This is a genomic window from Luteimonas terrae, from assembly GCF_031457535.1.
GTDB lineage: Bacteria > Pseudomonadota > Gammaproteobacteria > Xanthomonadales > Xanthomonadaceae > Luteimonas > Luteimonas terrae_A.
In genome coordinates this window covers 128514-146439 of sequence record NZ_JAVDWO010000006.1, presented here as the reverse complement: position 1 = coordinate 146439, position 17926 = coordinate 128514, and the positions used below count along the sequence as shown (strand labels likewise).

15 protein-coding genes are annotated in these 17926 nt (G+C 65.7%); 12 read left to right on the top strand and 3 right to left on the bottom strand.

Going from position 1 to position 17926, the window contains the following annotated elements; genetic code table 11:
* Positions 1 to 158 precede the first annotated feature (158 nt).
* The 6 genes from rpsA (at position 159) to galU (ending at position 7399) form a co-directional block, all read left to right on the top strand.
* On the top strand, positions 159 to 1847 hold the full coding sequence (gene rpsA / locus J2W68_RS08785; RefSeq protein WP_310234711.1) for a 30S ribosomal protein S1: 1689 nt from the start codon (positions 159 to 161) through the stop codon (positions 1845 to 1847).
* A gap of 63 nt (positions 1848 to 1910) precedes the next feature.
* On the top strand, positions 1911 to 2213 hold the full coding sequence (locus J2W68_RS08780) for an integration host factor subunit beta (RefSeq protein ID WP_096009334.1): 303 nt from the start codon (positions 1911 to 1913) through the stop codon (positions 2211 to 2213).
* A 183-nt stretch (positions 2214 to 2396) separates the two neighbouring features.
* A complete protein-coding gene (gene lapB / locus J2W68_RS08775) occupies positions 2397 to 3575 on the top strand; it encodes a lipopolysaccharide assembly protein LapB (protein WP_310234709.1) in 1179 nt (392 codons plus the stop codon).
* A 24-nt stretch (positions 3576 to 3599) separates the two neighbouring features.
* Positions 3600 to 4577 carry an MraY family glycosyltransferase gene (locus tag J2W68_RS08770; RefSeq protein ID WP_310234706.1) on the top strand — a complete coding sequence of 326 codons (978 nt, stop codon included), beginning with the start codon at positions 3600 to 3602 and terminating at the stop codon, positions 4575 to 4577.
* Between the two features lie 12 nt (positions 4578 to 4589).
* Positions 4590 to 6500, top strand: coding sequence for a polysaccharide biosynthesis protein (locus J2W68_RS08765; protein WP_310234704.1), 1911 nt, complete (start codon positions 4590 to 4592; stop codon positions 6498 to 6500).
* On the top strand, positions 6497 to 7399 hold the full coding sequence (gene galU, locus J2W68_RS08760) for a UTP--glucose-1-phosphate uridylyltransferase GalU (RefSeq protein ID WP_310234702.1): 903 nt from the start codon (positions 6497 to 6499) through the stop codon (positions 7397 to 7399). Before J2W68_RS08765 ends, galU begins: the two co-directional genes overlap by 4 nt.
* 346 nt (positions 7400 to 7745) lie before the next feature.
* Here galU and tsf read toward each other — a convergent pair whose 3' ends face one another.
* Both tsf and rpsB read right to left on the bottom strand, forming a co-directional pair.
* Positions 7746 to 8624, bottom strand: coding sequence for a translation elongation factor Ts (gene tsf / locus J2W68_RS08755; protein ID WP_310234700.1), 879 nt, complete (start codon positions 8622 to 8624; stop codon positions 7746 to 7748).
* Between the two features lie 131 nt (positions 8625 to 8755).
* Positions 8756 to 9568 carry a 30S ribosomal protein S2 gene (rpsB, locus tag J2W68_RS08750; protein ID WP_310234697.1) on the bottom strand — a complete coding sequence of 271 codons (813 nt, stop codon included), beginning with the start codon at positions 9566 to 9568 and terminating at the stop codon, positions 8756 to 8758.
* Positions 9569 to 10130: 562 nt separating this feature from the next.
* On the opposite strand from rpsB, the gene map reads away from it, so the two are divergent.
* The 6 genes from map to trxC all read left to right on the top strand — a co-directional run bounded on the left by map (position 10131) and on the right by trxC (position 16516).
* Complete coding sequence (map, locus tag J2W68_RS08745; RefSeq protein WP_310234694.1) at positions 10131 to 10913, top strand: type I methionyl aminopeptidase; 783 nt, start codon at positions 10131 to 10133, stop codon at positions 10911 to 10913.
* Between the two features lie 49 nt (positions 10914 to 10962).
* Positions 10963 to 13545, top strand: a complete 2583-nt coding sequence (gene glnD, locus J2W68_RS08740) for a [protein-PII] uridylyltransferase (protein ID WP_310234973.1) — start codon at positions 10963 to 10965, stop codon at positions 13543 to 13545.
* Positions 13478 to 14407 carry a 2,3,4,5-tetrahydropyridine-2,6-dicarboxylate N-succinyltransferase gene (gene dapD, locus J2W68_RS08735; protein WP_310234691.1) on the top strand — a complete coding sequence of 310 codons (930 nt, stop codon included), beginning with the start codon at positions 13478 to 13480 and terminating at the stop codon, positions 14405 to 14407. The genes glnD and dapD overlap by 68 nt, the downstream gene beginning before the upstream one ends.
* 5 nt (positions 14408 to 14412) lie before the next feature.
* Positions 14413 to 14772, top strand: a complete 360-nt coding sequence (locus J2W68_RS08730; RefSeq protein WP_310234688.1) for an arsenate reductase — start codon at positions 14413 to 14415, stop codon at positions 14770 to 14772.
* Positions 14773 to 14879: 107 nt separating this feature from the next.
* Positions 14880 to 16016 (top strand): succinyl-diaminopimelate desuccinylase, encoded by a 1137-nt coding sequence (gene dapE, locus J2W68_RS08725; RefSeq protein WP_310234685.1) that lies wholly within the window; start codon positions 14880 to 14882, stop codon positions 16014 to 16016.
* A 65-nt stretch (positions 16017 to 16081) separates the two neighbouring features.
* Positions 16082 to 16516: a thioredoxin TrxC gene (gene trxC / locus J2W68_RS08720; RefSeq protein WP_310234684.1), complete on the top strand. Its 435-nt coding sequence runs from the start codon at positions 16082 to 16084 to the stop codon at positions 16514 to 16516.
* A gap of 12 nt (positions 16517 to 16528) precedes the next feature.
* Here trxC and J2W68_RS08715 read toward each other — a convergent pair whose 3' ends face one another.
* Positions 16529 to 17926 carry a GntP family permease gene (locus J2W68_RS08715; protein WP_310234682.1) on the bottom strand — a complete coding sequence of 466 codons (1398 nt, stop codon included), beginning with the start codon at positions 17924 to 17926 and terminating at the stop codon, positions 16529 to 16531.

Below are 17926 nucleotides of genomic sequence, written 5' to 3'. Positions count from 1 at the left end.
CACCCATGTCGCCGTCCGGAGATCCTTCCAGCCGGCGGTCCGTTCACCTCAACACTCACGGCCCTGCAATCCCGCGACGGCCGACCAACGGGTGGACTGCCGGCACTCCGCGCTGACAAGGCGCCGCCACGCAGTCTGAGTCAACCAGGTATTTACCAATGACCGAATCATTCGCAGAACTGTTCGAAGCCAGTCAGACCAATCTGGCCAAGCTCAAGCCAGGCTCCATCGTCACCGGCATCGTTGTCGACGTGCGCACCGACGTGGTGGTGATCAACGCCGGCCTGAAGTCGGAAGGCATCGTGCCGATCGAGCAGTTCCGTAACGACGCCGGCGAGATCGACATCGCCATCGGCGACTCCGTCAAGGTGGCGCTGGATTCCCTCGAGAACGGCTTCGGCGAGACCGTGCTGTCGCGCGAGAAGGCCAAGCGCTCGATGGTGTGGGACGAACTCGAGGAAGCCCTCGAGAAGAACGAGACCATCACCGGCCGCATCAGTGGCAAGGTCAAGGGCGGCTTCACCGTCGACATCAAGGACGTCCGCGCGTTCCTGCCGGGTTCGCTGGTGGACGTGCGCCCGGTGCGCGACCCGGTGTACCTGGAAGGCAAGGAACTCGAGTTCAAGCTGATCAAGCTGGACCGCAAGCGCAACAACGTTGTCGTCTCGCGCCGCGCAGTGGTCGAGAGCGAGCATTCGGAAGAGCGCGAGCAGTTGATGGAGAAGCTGGTCGAGGGCGCGGTGCTCAAGGGCGTCGTCAAGAACCTGACCGATTACGGCGCGTTCGTGGACCTCGGCGGCATCGACGGCCTGCTGCACATCACCGACATGGCCTGGAAGCGCGTGCGCCATCCGTCCGAAGTCGTGGAAGTGGGCGCAGAGCTCGACGTACGCGTGCTGAAGTACGACCGCGAGCGCAACCGCGTCAGCCTCGGCCTGAAGCAGCTGGGCGAGGATCCGTGGGACAACATCGCCCGCCGTTACCCGTCCAACACCCGCGTGTTCGGCAAGGTCTCCAACGTCACCGATTACGGCGCGTTCGTCGAGATCGAGCCGGGCGTCGAAGGCCTGGTGCACGTGTCCGAAATGGACTGGACCAACAAGAACGTCAACCCGTCCAAGGTGGTGCAGGTCGGTGACGAACTCGAGGTCATGGTGCTCGACGTCGACGAGGAGCGTCGCCGCATCTCGCTCGGTATCAAGCAGGTCACGTCGAACCCGTGGGAGACCTTCGCGGCCATCCACAAGAAGGGCGACAAGGTCGACGGCCAGATCAAGTCGATCACCGACTTCGGCATCTTCATCGGCCTGGACGGCGGTATCGACGGCCTGATCCACCTGTCGGACATCGCGTGGAACTCCACCGGCGAAGACGTGGCACGTGCGTTCAAGAAGGGCGACACCGTCGAGGCCGTCGTGCTGGCGGTCGATCCGGAACGCGAGCGCATCTCGCTGGGCGTCAAGCAGCTTGAGCAGGACCCGATGGGTCAGTTCATGGCGACCACGCCGCGCGGTTCGAAGGTCACCGGTACCGTCAAGGAAGTCGATGCCAAGGGCGCCGTGATCGATCTGGGTGAAGGCGTGGAAGGCTATGTGCAGGCGCGTGACATCAGCGACCAGCGCGTCGACGACGCCAGCCAGCATCTGAAGGTCGGTCAGGAGATCGAGGCCAAGTACTTCGGCGTCGATCGCAAGACCCGCGTCCTGCAGCTGTCGATCAAGGCGAAGGACGAGGCGGAAACCGCCGAGACCCTGGCTGAGTACAACAAGCAGGCATCGGAAGCGTCGAGCGGCACCACGAAGCTGGGCGCGCTGCTGCGCGAGCAGCTTGGCAACAAGGGCGAGTAAGCCCATGCGGCGCCGGTCCGGGCTCGTCCCGGGCCGGCGTTGTCGCATTCGCAAGAACGAGACATGACGAAGTCGGAACTCATCGAACTGCTGACCCAGCGCCAGGCGCATCTCAAGGGCGAGGACGTCGACCTAGCGGTCAAGGCCATGCTCGAAATGATGGGCGGCGCATTGGCGGCCGGCGATCGGATCGAGGTCCGTGGTTTCGGCAGCTTCTCGCTGCATTTCCGTCCGCCGCGGACCGGACGCAACCCGAAGACCGGCGATGCCGTCGCGCTTCCGGGCAAGCATGTGCCGCATTTCAAGCCGGGCAAGGAACTGCGCGATCGCGTCAGCGACGTACAGCCGATGCCGGCCGAAGACTGACCGCCCACCGCGGTCCCATTTTCTTTTTCCACGCCCGGTGCGGATTGCCGCACGGTTGGCGTGCAGGATCGGCAAGCGGGTAGGATCGTCGACGCACCGTCGGCGGGGCGCGCACTGCGCTTTGATGTCCATCGCCGGCCCGGGTCGCGCGTACGCGGCCGATCCATCGATGGAGCGTGATCCATGGCGTTTGTGACCGAGTGGTTCTGGTTCTTCCTGCTGCTGCCGATCGCGGCCCTGAGCGGCTGGGTGATCGGTCGCCGCGGCGGCGAGCGCCACAGCGATACCCAGGTCAGCCGCCTGTCGACGACCTATTTCCGCGGCCTGAACTACCTGCTCAACGAGCAGCCCGACAAGGCTATCGAACTGTTCCTGCATATCGCGGAACTCGACAAGGACACATTCGAAACCCAAGTCGCGCTCGGACATCTGTTCCGGCGTCGCGGCGAAGTCGATCGTGCGATCCGCCTGCATCAGGGCCTGGTGCAGCGCCCCGACCTCAACGACCAGCAGAAGGTGCAGGCGCTGCTTGCGCTGGGCGAGGACTACATGAAGTCCGGCCTGCTTGATCGCGCAGAAACGGTGTTCGCCGATCTGGCGCAGATCGATCAACGGGCACCTCAGGCATTGCGGCATCTGATCGGCATCTACCAGTCCGAGCGCGACTGGCAGAAGGCGATCGAAAACGCCACGCGCTATGAGGCGGCGACTGGCGAGCCGATGGGCAAACTGATCTCGCAGTTCGAATGCGAACTTGCGGACCGCCTGCGTTCGGCCGGCGATATCGATGGCGCACGTAGCGCCGTGCAGCGCGCGTACGCCGCGGATTCGGGCTCGGTACGTGCCGGCATCCTGGAAGGGCGTATCGAGATCGATGCCGGCAACGACGCCGCGGCGATCCGTGCGTTCGAACGCGCCGCGCGTCACGACACTGATTTTCTGCCCGAGATTCTCGCGCCGTTGCTGGCTGCCTATGAACGTGTGGGCGACGTGCCAGGCGCGCGCAACTTCCTGTCGCAGATGACCGAGCATTACAAGGGTGTCGCGCCGGTGCTGGCACTGACGCGGCTGGTCGAGCAGGAAGAGGGCGTGCGCGCGGCACGGACCTATCTCGCGCGGCAACTCAAGGATCGACCCTCCGTGCGCGGCGAAGCGGCGCTGATCGATCTGACGCTGGCCGACGGTGTCGATCACGTCGGCACACTGCAGGAGTTGCGTCTGATCACCGAGCAGTTGCTGGTGCGCAATCCCAGCTATCGCTGCAAGCAGTGCGGCTTCGGCGCGCGCAGCCACCATTGGCAGTGTCCAAGTTGCAAGGAGTGGGGCACGATCAAGCCGTTGCTCAACTACGCCGTGGTCTGAGTGGCGGCATCTCCGTACCTTGTAGTGGCCTTGTGTGCTGCTGCATTTCTGGCGGCCGTTGCGCTCACCGCGCTCGCGCGACGCTATGCGCTCTCCCGTCAGCTGGTCGACGCGCCTGGCGAACGGCGCAGTCATACGGTCGCCACCCCTCGCGGCGGCGGCATCGCCATCGTAGCGGTGGTGTTGCCGCTGATGATCTGGTCGGGCTGCGCGGGCGCCCGCTTGTCGCCGGTCGTCCTGTTCGGCGCCTGTGGCCTCGCCTTGGTGGCGGCCATCGGCTGGATCGACGATCACCGTCCACTGTCGCCTTGGGGCCGGCTGGCCATACATATCTTCGCAGCCGCGCTCCTGGCGTGCGGCGTCGCGTGGGCAGGGCAGCCCCTGTGGTGGGCGATCGTGGTTTTCGCGCTCGCGCTGGGTCTGGTCAACGTCTGGAACTTCATGGACGGGATCAACGGACTTGCAGCCAGTCAGTTGATCCTCGTGGCGATGGGCTTTCTGTTGCTCGGGATGCATGGCGAAGGCGCGTTCCTGGCCTGCGTTGCCGCAGCTGCCTGCGCGGGCTTCCTGCCGTTCAACTTTCCCAGGGGCCGGATCTTTCTCGGCGACGTTGGCAGCGGCGCTCTGGGATACCTGGTGGCCTGCCTGATTGCGCTGTCGCCGGCGACGGATCCCGTTGGCGGACTAGTATGGCTTCTGCCGATCAGCCCCTTCTTGATTGACGCGACGTTGACATTGCTGTCCCGCATCATCCGCGGCGAACGGTGGTGGACGCCGCACGTACAGCATATGTACCAGCGGTGTGTGCAGGCGGGGCACGCCCATGCCGTTGTGACAGGTGGCTATGCCGCCTGGACGTTGTCTTCGACGCTTGTCGCTATCTGGATGGCAGGTGCGACGCACCCCGTTATCATTGGAGCCTTCGCCACGTGGTATCTGCTCGGTGTCACCATCTGGCTCACCTTCCGTATCCGGCATGCGCGCCGTATGCGCGTGTCGTAGGGAAGCGACTGGATGATTGACCTCAAGGCCAGGATCGGCGTGATGGGCCCGCGTGTGGCGGTCGTGCTGCACGATTTGACCATGGTGTGGCTGTGCTGGATCGGCCTGCACCAGTTCCGTCATTCGGTCATGGAGAATGCGCCCCCCTTCACGTTCTGGTCGGCCGAAATCGCGCTGATCCTGCTGGCGCAAGGCCTGATCTTCTGGCGCGTCGGCCTGTATCGCGGTGTGTGGCGATTCGCCAGCGTGCCCGATCTAATGAACATCGTGAAGGCTGCTGTGCTGGGCCTGCTCACAATCATGCTGGTGCTGTTTGTCTATAACCGGCTCGATTTGGTCCCGCGGACGGTCCTGATCACCTATCCATTGCTGCTGGCGGCGTTGCTGGGCATGCCCCGGCTGCTGTATCGCGCGTGGAAGGACCACGGCATGACGCGGACCAGCCAGTCCGCCGTGCGGGTTCTGATTCTGGGCGCCGGACAGGCCGGCGAAACGCTGGTGCGCGACCTGCGCCGCACGGGCGCTTACGATCCCGTCGGCTTCCTCGATGACGCGCCCAAGCTGCGCGGCAGCCAACTGCAGGGCGTGCCGGTGCTGGGTCGCATCCGCGATGTCGAACAGGTCGCGCCGGAAACAGCGGCCAAGCTGCTGGTGATCGCGATGCCGTCCGCCGACGCTGCGGCGATGCGCAAGGTCGTCGAGGCGTGTGAGCGGACGAGCCTCCCGTTCCGCACCGTGCCCAAGCTCGACGATCTGCTCGAAGGGCGTTCCTTGCCCGGCGAGCTCAAAGAAGTTGCGATCGAGGACTTGCTCGGTCGCAAGCCGGTCATGCCGGACTGGAAGGCGATCCGTGCGTGCTTCCGAGGGCGCAGTGTGCTGGTGACGGGCGCCGGTGGATCGATCGGTTCGGAGTTGTGCCGCCAGTGCGCGCGCAATGGCACTGCGCAGATTGCGCTGGTGGAGATGGACGAACTGGCGCTGACCAGGATCGAGAGCGAACTACGCCGCGACTTTCCGAGAATCACGCTGGTTCCGGTGCTTGGTGATTGCGGCGATATGGCTGTGATCGACCATGCGATGCGCCTGTCCGCGCCTGACGCCGTCTTCCATGCCGCGGCGTACAAGCAGGTGCCGGTGCTCGAGGCGCAGCTGCGCGAGGGTGTGCGCAACAACGTGCTCTCGACGCGTGCGGTTGCGAATGCGGCGATCGCGCATGCGGTTGGTACCTTCGTCTTGATCTCCACCGACAAGGCGGTCGACCCGGTCAACGTGCTCGGTGCGACCAAGCGCCTCGCCGAAATGGTCTGTCAGGATCTGGCTGGCGGTTCGTCCACCGATTTCATTACCGTGCGATTCGGCAACGTGCTCGATTCGGCTGGCAGCGTGGTCCCGCTTTTCCGGGAGCAGATCCGCCGCGGCGGTCCAGTGACCGTGACCGATCCCGAAGTCACGCGTTACTTCATGACGATTCCCGAGGCCTGCCAGCTGATCATGCAGTCGGTCGCCATCGGCTCGGCGCAGGCGGTCTACACCCTGGACATGGGCGAGCCCGTCTCGATCCGCCTATTGGCCGAGCAGATGATCCGCCTCGCTGGCAAGCATCCCGATCAGGATATCGCCATCGTGTATTCGGGCCTGCGTCCGGGCGAAAAGTTGCATGAGACGCTGTTTCATGCGGACGAGCGGTATCGGCCCACCACGCACCCCAAGATCCTGCTTGCAGAAGCGCGCACGGTGCACGCGGAGCGACTCGCGGCTGCGCTGACAAAGCTGTCCGATGGCGTGGCCCGGTACGACCTGGAGCAGCTGGCATCGGCGCTGCGGGAGGCAGTGCCGGAATTCGCGCCGTTGCAATCGCGATCTACACACAACGAAGGTGCGACGATTGTCGCGTTCCCACCACGACACGCGAGACAACCATGACGCAGAGGATCCGCAAGGCAGTGTTTCCCGTTGCAGGACTCGGGACGCGCTTCCTGCCGGCGACCAAGACAGTCCCCAAGGAAATGCTGCCGATCGTCGACCGGCCCCTGATCCAGTACGCGGTGGACGAGGCGATCGAGGCAGGCTGCGACACGCTGGTGTTCGTCACCAATCGCTACAAGCACGCAATCGGCGACTACTTCGACAAGGCCTATGAGCTTGAGGACCGGCTGGAAGCGGCGGGCAAGCATGAACTTCTGGAAAAGGTCCGGCGCCCGCTGCCTGATGGGGTGCAGGCGATCTTCGTGACGCAGCCCGAGGCGCGTGGTCTCGGTCACGCGGTGCTCTGCGCGCGCGCGGTCATCGGCGACGAGCCGTTTGCGGTGATGCTGCCCGACGACCTGCTGTGGAACCGCAATGGCGCCGGTGCGCTGCGACAGATGGCGGATGCGCACGAGGCGACCGGTGCGAGCATGATCGCCGTGCAGGATGTCGCGCGCGAACAGACGGCCAGCTACGGCATCGTTGCGACGGATGCGTTCGAGGGGCGCCATGGGCGCATCAATGCGATGGTCGAGAAGCCCAGACCGGAGGACGCGCCGAGTACGCTGGCAGTCGTGGGTCGATACGTGCTCGACGGGCGCATCTTCGAACTGCTCGAGAACACCAAGCCTGGCGCGGGTGGGGAGATCCAGTTGACCGACGCGATCGCGGCGCTGCTCGCCGAGCAACCTGTGCATGCCTACCGGTTCAAGGGTGTCCGCTTCGATTGTGGTACGCATCTCGGACTGATCGAGGCGACGATCCGCTACGCGCTCGATAACGAGAAGCTCAGCGAGCCAGCCGCAGTGCTGATGCGCAACGCGCTTCAGGAGCTCGGAGTTCGCGAACTGGAGTAGGGCAAGCTCCGTGAGTTGCTTGAAACGCCCGGCTTTGGCCGGGCGTTTTCGTATCTGTCTGTGCGGGCGCCTGAGTGCGGCGAGAAATTATCTACAAGAGCCCAACGTGTCTGTTGGCTGGCGTTGCCCTGGATTCGCAAGGGCGAAAATATCCCTGCTGGGGTCACGTTGTGGCGCACCAAAGGCAGTCAGTACGAGGGAGGACGGCGTGCAGTCCACGTGCGGACTGATCCCGTATCTACATAGCCCTGTTTCGACGACGCCCAAAAAGAAAACGCGCCCCTGCGGGCGCGCTTCTTCAATCAGCCGACGTTGTCGACGCCGCAGCGTCGACAGACGAGGAGAATCAGGCCAGACCGGCCTGCTTCATCACTTCGGCGGCGTAATCCTCGACCACCTTCTCGATGCCTTCGCCGACGGCCAGGCGCTGGAAGCCGATGACTTCGGCGCCTGCGGCCTTCAGCACGGCTTCGACGGTCTTGTCGGTGTCGAGCACATAGGGCTGGCCGTACAGCGTGACCTCGTTGACGATCTTGCTCATCTTGCCGCTGATGATCTTCTCGAGGATGTCGGCCGGCTTGCTCTTGTCCTTCTCGGACATCTTGGCCAGTTCGATTTCCTTTTCCTTCTCAACGAAATCCGTCGGGACGTCGCTCGCCTTGTTGTAGGGCGGGTTCATCGCGGCAACGTGCATCGCCAGGCCGCGGGCGAGGTCGGCATCGCCGCCCTTGAGCTCGACCAGCACGCCGATGCGGCCACCGTGCACGTACGCAGCGACGTTGTTCGCGCTCTCGACGCGGACTAGGCGACGGATCTGCACGTTCTCGCCGACCTTGGAGATCACCGCGGCGCGGGTTTCCTCGATCGTCTCGCCGGACTCGACCTTGGCGGCCTTCAGCGCGTCGGCATCGGCTGCGCCGGAGGCCAGTGCGGTCTGGGCGACGACGTCGGTGAAGCGCAGGAAGTTGTCATCCTTGGCGACGAAGTCGGTCTCGGAGTTGATTTCGACCAGCACGGCGACGCTGTCGCTCTGGGCAGCCGCAATGCGGCCTTCGGCGGCGACGCGATCAGCCTTCTTGTCGGCCTTGGCCAGACCCGACTTGCGCAGCGCCTCGGCTGCGGCATCGATGTTGCCTGCGGTTTCGCTGAGCGCTTTCTTGCACTCCATCATGCCGGCGCCGGTGCGCTCGCGCAGTTCCTTGACCAGGGAAGCGGTAATTTCCATTGGGACCTCTGAATTCGGGGATTGTCGGGCGAGCCAGGGCTCGCCTCAGGGGATCGACGCTGACAGCGCGAACATCCGCGCACGGCGTGATGCGCGGCCGTCCAGCATGGGACGGCCGCATGTCGCGGCGGTTACTCGGCCGCAGGTGCTGCAGGTGCTTCGGCCGGGGCAGCCTCTTCGGCTTTCTTGCCACGCGGTGCGCGGCCCGGCTTCTCGCCGCCTTCGACGAACTCTTCCTCACGCACGGTCGCCGCGCTCGGCGTCGCAGCCTTGCCTTCCAGCACGGCGTCGGCCGCGGCGTTCGCGTACAACTGCACGGCGCGGATGGCGTCGTCGTTACCCGGAATGGCGTAGTCGACCAGGGCCGGATCGTAGTTCGTGTCGACGACCGCGATCACCGGAATGCCGAGCTTCTTGGCTTCCTTGATGGCGATGTCTTCATGACCGATGTCGATGACGAACAGCGCGTCGGGCAGGCGGTTCATGTCCTTGATGCCGCCGAGCGAGGCTTCCAGCTTGTCGCGCTCGCGACGCAGGCCCAGCACTTCGTGCTTGACCAGCTTTTCGAACGTGCCGTCGGTTTCAGCCGCTTCCAGCTCCTTCAGGCGCGACACCGACTTCTTCACCGTGGCGAAGTTGGTCAGCGTGCCGCCGAGCCAGCGCTGGGTCATGAACGGCATGCCGCAACGCTCGGCTTCTTCCTTGATCGCTTCGCGCGCGCTGCGCTTGGTGCCGATGAACAGGATCATGCCGCGCTTCTGCGCGATACCCGAGATGAAGTTCATCGCGTCGTTGAACAGCGGAACGGTCTTCTCGAGGTTGATGATGTGGATCTTGCCGCGGGCACCGAAGATGTACGGCGACATCTTGGGATTCCAGTAGCGCGTCTGGTGGCCGAAATGGACGCCGGCTTCCAGCATCTGGCGCATGGTGATCTGGGGCATGGTGAAACTCCTGGCATTGGAACCGGCCGCCACGGTCGGGTATGGGCGGTTGCACCGCACGGGGGCGGGGCGATGGTTCCGGGGTTGGGCCTCCCTGCCGCCTCCGTGACCGAACCTCATTCGAGGCACCCCGGCACGGGACATTGCAGCAGGTGTGTATTTGCCGGTGACGCCCGGCATCGGCGGCGGGTCACCCCGCACAGCAGCGGAAGTGTAGCAGTCATCGCGGGTGGGTGCGACAGGCCCCTGGTGCCGGGGGCGCATGCGGACGCGGCCCGGACTGTTGCTTTGCGAAACGTGCATGCGGCACGAGGTGGGCGGGTGGCTCCAGCAAGAGGACTGCGTATGTCGGACCGCAGGCCTCGCGTCTACAGCTCCCCATTGATGCGTACATCCGGAAATTCATGCAGTAAATGCGTACGGTGGGCCGGCGCGATTTGAGCCTGCTGACGAGGGCGTCATACGGAGGCCTTCCGTTTGAGGCGATCGAAGCTCTGCTGGAGATCGCGGATGTTGACCGCTCAGTCGCCCCCCGTGCACTCAATTCGGCGATAATGCCGTCATGAGTATCCACACCAAGACGCCCGAAGAAATCGAGAAGATGCGCGTGGCCGGCCGGCTCGCGGCCGAGGTGCTGCAGATCGTCGCCCCGCATGTGAAGCCGGGCGTGACGACCGAGGAACTGGACCGCATCTGCTACGACCACATCATCCGGGTGCAGGGCGCGATTCCCGCGAACGTCGGCTACAAGGGCTATCCCAAGACGACGTGCATCTCGGCCAACAACGTCATCTGCCACGGTATTCCGAACGACGCCAAGGTCCTCAAGGACGGCGACATCATCAATATCGACGTCACCGTCATCAAGGACGGTTGGCATGGTGATACGAGCCGGATGTACTTCGTCGGCACGCCGTCGGTGATGGCGCGGCGCCTGGTCGAGGTGACGCGCGAGGCGATGTGGCGCGGGATCCGCGAGGTCAAGCCGGGCGCGACACTCGGCGACGTCGGTCACGCGATCCAGAAATACGCGGAAGGCGAGCGTTTCAGCGTGGTGCGCGAGTACTGCGGCCACGGCATCGGCAAGGTCTACCATGACGAGCCGCAGGTGCTGCACTACGGCACGCCAGGCGCCGGCGTCGTGCTCAAGGAGGGCATGACCTTCACGATCGAGCCCATGATCAACGAAGGCACGCGCTTCACCAAGGTGCTGCCCGATGGCTGGACCGTCGTCACCAAGGACCGGAAGCTGTCGGCGCAGTGGGAGCACACGGTGGCCGTCACCGCCGATGGCGTGGACGTGCTGACCCGTATCCCCGGCGACGACAACGACGCGTTCCTCTGACGTGGCCGAGCGCACCGCCCCCCAGGTCCCCGGCGCCGACAGCGACGACATGACATGGGTGGCGGAGGCGCGTGCCGCGCTTGCCGCGCATGACGCGCGCCTGGCCCAGGGCTTCGACGCCGGCCAGCACATCGACCGTTTGCTCGCTGCGCGGGCGAATGCGGTCGATGGCTGGGTGCGCAAGGCCTGGGCGCGCTGCATTCCGGGCGATGCGCCGTTGGCGCTGTTCGCGGTCGGCGGATATGGCCGTGGCGAGCTGTTTCCGCATTCCGACATCGATCTGCTGGTTATTGCCACATCGCAGGCGCAGACCGAGCACGCCGAAGCACTGGGCCGCATGCTCGCGCTGCTGTGGGACTTCGGCCTGCCGGTTGGCCACGCGGTGCGCAGTTTCGAAGAATGCACGCGCGCCGCCGACGATGTGACCGTGCTGACGGCGCTGCTGGAAGCGCGGCCGCTGCTGGCCAATATCGGCGAGGTCCGCGCGTTGATGGACGCGATCGCCGATACCAGGGTCTGGCCGGCGGACGATTTCTTCCACGCCAAGCGCCGCGAACTCGAGATGCGTCATGCGCGCTTCGGCGACACGGCCGACAATCTCGAACCCAACATCAAGGACGGGCCTGGCGGCCTGCGCGACGTGCACAACCTGCGCTGGATGGCGCGGCGCGTGCTCGGCGTCTACGGCACCGAAGAGCTGATCGCGTTGGGCCAGCTCGGCGTCGACGAACACGCCACGCTGGAGCGCGAACGGCGCACGCTGTCGCGCCTGCGTTTCGGTCTGCATCTGGTCGCCGGTAAGGCCGAAGAGCGCCTGCGTTTCGACTACCAGAAGGCGCTCGCCGCGCGGTTGCATCACGTCGAGGCCGCGGACGACGCGCCTGTCGAGAACCGGCTGGTCGAAAAGATGATGCAGGAGTTCTACCGCAGCGCCTCGGTGGTGCAGCGGATCAGCGAACGCCTGCTGCAGCGGTTCGAGGAGCAGATCGAAGGCGAGGGCACGCTGCGGCCGCTCGATGCCGAGTTCGGCAGCCAGCGCGGCTATCTGGTCGCGCGCGACGATGTCTGGCCGGGCGGCGACATCGCCCGCGTGTTCGACCTGTTCGCGATGTGGGCCGATCATCAGGAACTGCGGGGTCTGCATTCGCAAACCGCGCGCGCGCTGGCCGAATCGCTGCATGCGCTGCCCTCGTGGCGCAATGCGTCGACCGAGCTGCGCGATCAGTTCCTCGGCCTGCTACGCGGGCCGATTCCGGTGCGCACGCTCGAACGCATGGCGCGGCTGGGCGTGCTGGGTGTGTGGATTCCCGAGTTCGCCAACGTCACGGGGCGCATGCAGTTCGACCTATTTCACGTCTACACGGTCGATCAGCACACGCTCGCGGTGCTGCGCAACATCGCCAGTTTCGCGTCGGAGGCACCGGACGAGCGCTTCTCCAGCGCGCACGAAGTCTGGCCGCAGCTGCGCAAGCCGGAACTGCTGCTGATCGCCGGCCTGTTCCATGACATCGCCAAGGGCCGCGGCGGCGACCATTCCGAACTCGGCGCGGTCGATGCGCGCGAGTTCTGCGAAGGCCACGGCCTGGGCGATCCCGATACCGCGCTCGTCGAATGGCTGGTCAAGCGTCATCTTCTGATGTCGACCAGCGCGCAGAAGCTCGACATCTCCGATCCTGCAGTGATCCACAAATTTGCGACCGAGGTCGCCGACCGCGAGCGCCTCGATTACCTCTACCTGCTGACCTGCGCCGACATCGCCGGCACTTCGCCAAAACTCTGGAATGCGTGGAAGGACCGGCTGCTGACCGATCTGCGCAGCGCAACACGGCTGGCCCTGCGGCGCGGTCTGGAGAATCCGGTCGCCGCCGTCGAGCGCATCGCCGAGGCGCGCGATCGCGCGCGCGGCCTGCTGTCGGCGCATGGCGTCAACGACAGTGAGGCCGATGCGTTGTTCACGCGGATTCCGCAGGAGAGTTTCCTGCGCGGCCGTGCCGACCAGGTGGTCTGGCAGGCGCTGGGCCTGCGCGACACGATCGACGGCGATGTCGTCGTGCGCGTACGCCGGCTCGCCGCGGGCGCGCAGGCGCTGGAAGTCTTCGTACATTCGCCGGATCGCGACGGCCTGTTCTCGGCCATCGTCATCACCCTCGACCGTCTCGGTCTGGTGATCCAGCAGGCGCGCGCGCTGGACGGGCCGGGCGGCACGATCTTCGACGTGTTCCAGGTGCTGCCGGCCGATACGCGGCAGAGCCTCGAGCTCACTGCGATCGAGCGCACGCTCACCACGGTATTGACCGGCTCGCTGGACCTGCGCCCCGCACGCCGCGCGCAGCCGCGGCATCTGCGGCATTTCCGGGTGCCGCCGCGCATCGAATTCAATACCAGCGCGGATGGCCGCCATACGGTCTTCAGTCTCGTCTGCACGGATCGTCCCGGCCTGTTGGCCGACGTTGCGCACGAGCTGCGCCAGCACGGCGTGCGCGTCCACGACGCGCGCGTGGCGACGTTCGGCGAACGCGTCGAGGACGTGTTCCGTCTCAGCGACAACGCCGGTCGTCTGCTCGATGAAGATGCGCGCGACGCGCTGCGCACCGCGCTGCTCGCCTCGATCGACGGCGACGTGGCACGATAACGCCCCGTTTTCCCCACGAAGTCCCGTCATGACCCAAGCCCTGCAGACCACCATCGAGGACGCGTTCGCGCGTCGCGCCGAACTGACCGCCGCCGAGATCTTTGATGTCGTCAAACCGGCGGTCGAGCAGGCGATGCAGGGGCTGGAGTCGGGCGAACTGCGCGTCGCGCAGCCCGATGGCAACGGCGGCTGGCAGGTCAACGAGTGGCTGAAGAAGGCGGTGCTGCTGTATTTCCGTACCAACGACATGGCCATCGTCGACGCGCAGCCGGCGCCGTTCTGGGACAAGGTCGAGCCGCGTTTCGCCGGCTTCGACGAAGCGAAATTCAAGGCCGCTGGCGTCCGCGTGGTGCCGGGCGCTGCCGTTCGTCGCGGCACGTATTTCGGCCGCGACGTCGTATTGATGCCGAGCTTCGTCAACATCGGCGCCTACGTCGGCGAGGGCACGATGGTCGACACCTGGGCGACGGTCGGCAGTTGCGCGCAGATCGGCAAACACGTGCATCTGTCGGGCGGCGCCGGTATCGGCGGCGTGCTGGAACCGCTGCAGGCCAGCCCGACGATCATCGAGGACCACTGCTTTATCGGCGCGCGCTCGGAAGTCGTCGAAGGCGTGGTCGTCGGCCACCACAGCGTGATCGGCATGGGCGTGTTCCTCGGCCAGTCGACCCGGATCTACAACCGCGCGACCGGCGAAGTCAGCTACGGCTACGTGCCGCCGGGCAGTGTCGTCGTCTCTGGCCAGCTGCCGGCCCAGGACGGTTCGCATTCGCTGTATTGCGCGGTGATCGTCAAGCAGGTCGACGAGAAGACGCGCAGCAAGACCTCGGTCAACGTGCTACTGCGCGGCCTGGCGGACTGAGCGCGATGCCCGCGACCGTCTACGGCCTGAAGAACTGCGACACCTGCAAGAAAGCCTTGAAGTGGCTTGACCGCTTCGGCGTTGCATACATCTTCATCGACTATCGCGATGCCAAGCCGACGCCGGAGACGCTGATCGAATGGGCCGGCAAGCTCGGTGGCTTCGAGGCGATGGTCAACAAGTCCTCGACGACCTGGCGCCAGCTGCCGGACAACCGCAAGGCCGCGGCCAGCGATGCGGAGTGGAAGCTGCTGCTGCGCGAGTATCCGCAGCTGATCCGGCGTCCGCTGGTGGTGACCGACGACGGCGAGATCAGCCAGGGCTTCAGCGACAACGGCTTCAAGAAACGCTTCGGTATCGATTGATGCAGATGGCGTGCGGCAGAGTCGCCCTGTAGGAGCGCGCTTGCGCGCGAGGGTGCGTTCCCGGCAAAGCCTCTTCGCGCGCGAGCGCGGCCCCACACGAGAGTTCCATGTCCGACGTCCTCGATCTCACCCGCGACCTGATCGCACGCAAGTCGGTCACGCCCGACGACGCCGGCTGCCAGGCGCTGATCGCCGCGCGTCTGCAGGCGGCGGGTTTTTCGATCGAGTCGCTGCGCTACGGCGAGGTCGACAATCTCTGGGCCACGCACGGGCAGGGCGCGCCGGTGCTGGTGCTGCTGGGCCACACGGATGTCGTGCCGAGCGGGCCCGTCGAGGCGTGGACATCGAAGCCCTTTGAACCCGAGATCCGCGACGGCGTGCTGTACGGGCGCGGCGCGGCGGACATGAAAAGCGGCGTCGCGGCGTTCGTAGTCGCGGCCGAACGATTCGTCGCCGCGCATCCCGACCACGTGGGCACGCTCGCATTGCTGCTGACCTCCGACGAAGAAGGCGAGGCGATCGACGGTGTGCGCCGCGTCGCGCGGACGTTTGCCGAGCGCGGCACGCGCATCGACTGGTGCATCACGGGCGAGCCGTCTTCGACCGCGACGCTCGGCGATCTGCTGCGCGTGGGTCGGCGCGGCAGTCTGTCGGCGACGCTGACGGTGCGTGGCGTGCAGGGGCATGTGGCGTATCCGGAGAAGGCGCGCAACCCGATCCACGACGCGGCGCCCGCGTTGGCCGAACTCGTCGCCTGGCGCTGGGACGAGGGCTTCGAATCCTTTCCACCGACCAGCCTGCAGATCAGCAACATCGCCGCCGGCACCGGCGCGACCAACGTCATTCCCGGCACTGCGACCGTGCAGTTCAATCTGCGTTACACGCCGCATTGGGACGCGCCGAAGCTGGAAGCGGAGATTGCGGCGCTGCTGGATCGCCACGGTCTGGACTACACGCTCGCCTGGCACCGAAGCGGTGAGCCCTTCTACACGCCGGAAGGCACGCTGCGCGCCGCGGCACGCGAAGTGCTGACCACGTTCGCCGGCGTACCGCCCGAGGAAAGCACCGGCGGCGGCACGTCGGATGCACGCTTCATCGCGCCGCTGGGCGCGCAGTGCATCGAGATTGGACCTGTCAATGCCAGCATTCACCAGGTCGACGAACACGTCCGCGTCGCCGATCTCGAGGCGCTGCCCGATCTCTATGAAGCGCTGGTCACGCGTTTGCTGGCCGGCGCCGCCTGAGCGATCCGAAGGCGGCATTCCCACGTCGACATCGCCGCGCGCAGCTGCGTGCAGAGGAGCGTCCCATGACCGATACCGCCATCGTCGCCTGCCCGCAGTGCCACACCCGCAATCGCGTGCCGCAGGCACGTCTGTCGGAAGCGCCGACCTGCGGCCGTTGCCATGCCGCGTTGCTGCCGGCGCACCCGATCGCGTTGACTGCGGGCAGCTTCGACGCACATGCGCTGCAGTCGGACCTGCCAGTGCTGGTGGACTTCTGGGCGCCGTGGTGCGGGCCGTGCCGGACGATGGCGCCTGCGTTCGAGCAGGCCGCTGCGCAGCTCACGCCGCAGATCGTGCTGGCCAAGGTCGATACCGAAGCCGAGCCGGTGCTGGGCGGACGCTTCCATATCCGCAGCATTCCGACTCTGGTGCTGTTTGCGGGCGGGCGCGAGATCGCCCGCCAGTCCGGCGCGCTGTCGCAGCAGGCGATCGTGCAGTTCGCGCGTCAGGTGCGGTGATCGGATCGGCCGTCAGACCCAGCCGGTGAGGTAGTGCAGCGCGATCACCGCGAACACCGCAGCGGTGCTGATCAACGTGATCGCGAAGATGTCCTTGTAGGACTGGCGATGCGTGAGACCGGTGACCGCGAGCAGGGTGATCACCGCGCCGTTGTGCGGCAGCGTGTCCATACCGCCCGAGGCCATCGCCGCCACCCGGTGCAGCACCTCCATCGGAATGCCCGCCGCCTGCGCGTTGGCGATGAAACTTTCGGCCATCGCGGCCAGCGCGATGCTCATGCCGCCCGACGCCGAGCCGGTGATGCCGGCCAGCGCGGTGACCGTGACCGCCTCGTTGACCAGCGGGTCGGGGATCGAGTTGAGCGAGTTGGCGACCAGCAGGAAGCCGGGCAGAGCCGCGATGACGGCGCCGAAACCGTACTCGGATGCGGTGTTCATCGATGCCAGCAGCGCCCCAGCCACGGCCGTGCGGCTGCCTTCGGCAAACTTCGCCCGCACCGGACGCCATGCCAGCACGAGCACCGCGACGATGCCCACCAGCAAGGCCCCCTGGACCGCCCAGATCGCCGCGACGCGGGAGATCTCCTGCACCACCGGGACCGCATCCTGCATGGCCGACGACGGGAACGCATGGCTGCTGCCGTAGAGCTGCGGAATCGCCATGGTGAACACTTTATTGGCGATGCCCACCAGCAGCAGTGGCAGCAATGCGACCAGGGGATGTGCCAGGCGATCACCGATGAATGGTTCGGGTTCGTTGCGCAGGTCCACCCCGTAGCCTTCGCCCGCAGCGGCCGCCGCGCGGCGGCGCCATTCCAGATAGAGCATGCCGGTGGCGAAGATCAGTACCGACCCGAGCGTGCCCAGCACAGGGGCGGCCCAGGAGTCTGTGCCGAAAAATGCGGTCGGGATGATGTTCTGGATCTGCGGCGTCCCCGGCAGCGCCATCATCGTGAAGGTGAACGCACCGAGCGCGATCGTGCCCGGGATCAGGCGTTTGGGAATGTCGCCCTGCCGGAACAGCTCGGCGGCGAAGGGGTAGACCGCGAACACGACCACGAACAGCGAGACCCCGCCGTAGGTCAGCAGCGCGCAGACCACGACGATCGACATCAGCGCCTGCTTCGGCCCGAACAGCCGGATGGTCGCGGCGACGATCGATTTCGAGAATCCCGAGATCTCGATCAGCTTGCCGAACACCGCGCCGAGCAGGAATACAGGGAAATACAGCTTCAGGAAGCCGACCATCTTGTCCATGAACAGGCCGGTGAACATCGGCGCCACCAGGCTGGGGTCGGTCAGCAGCACTGCTCCCATTGCAGCGATCGGTGCGAACAGGATCACGCTGTAGCCGCGGTAGGCGACCACCATCAGGAATACCAGCGCGCCCAGCACGATCACGAAATCCAT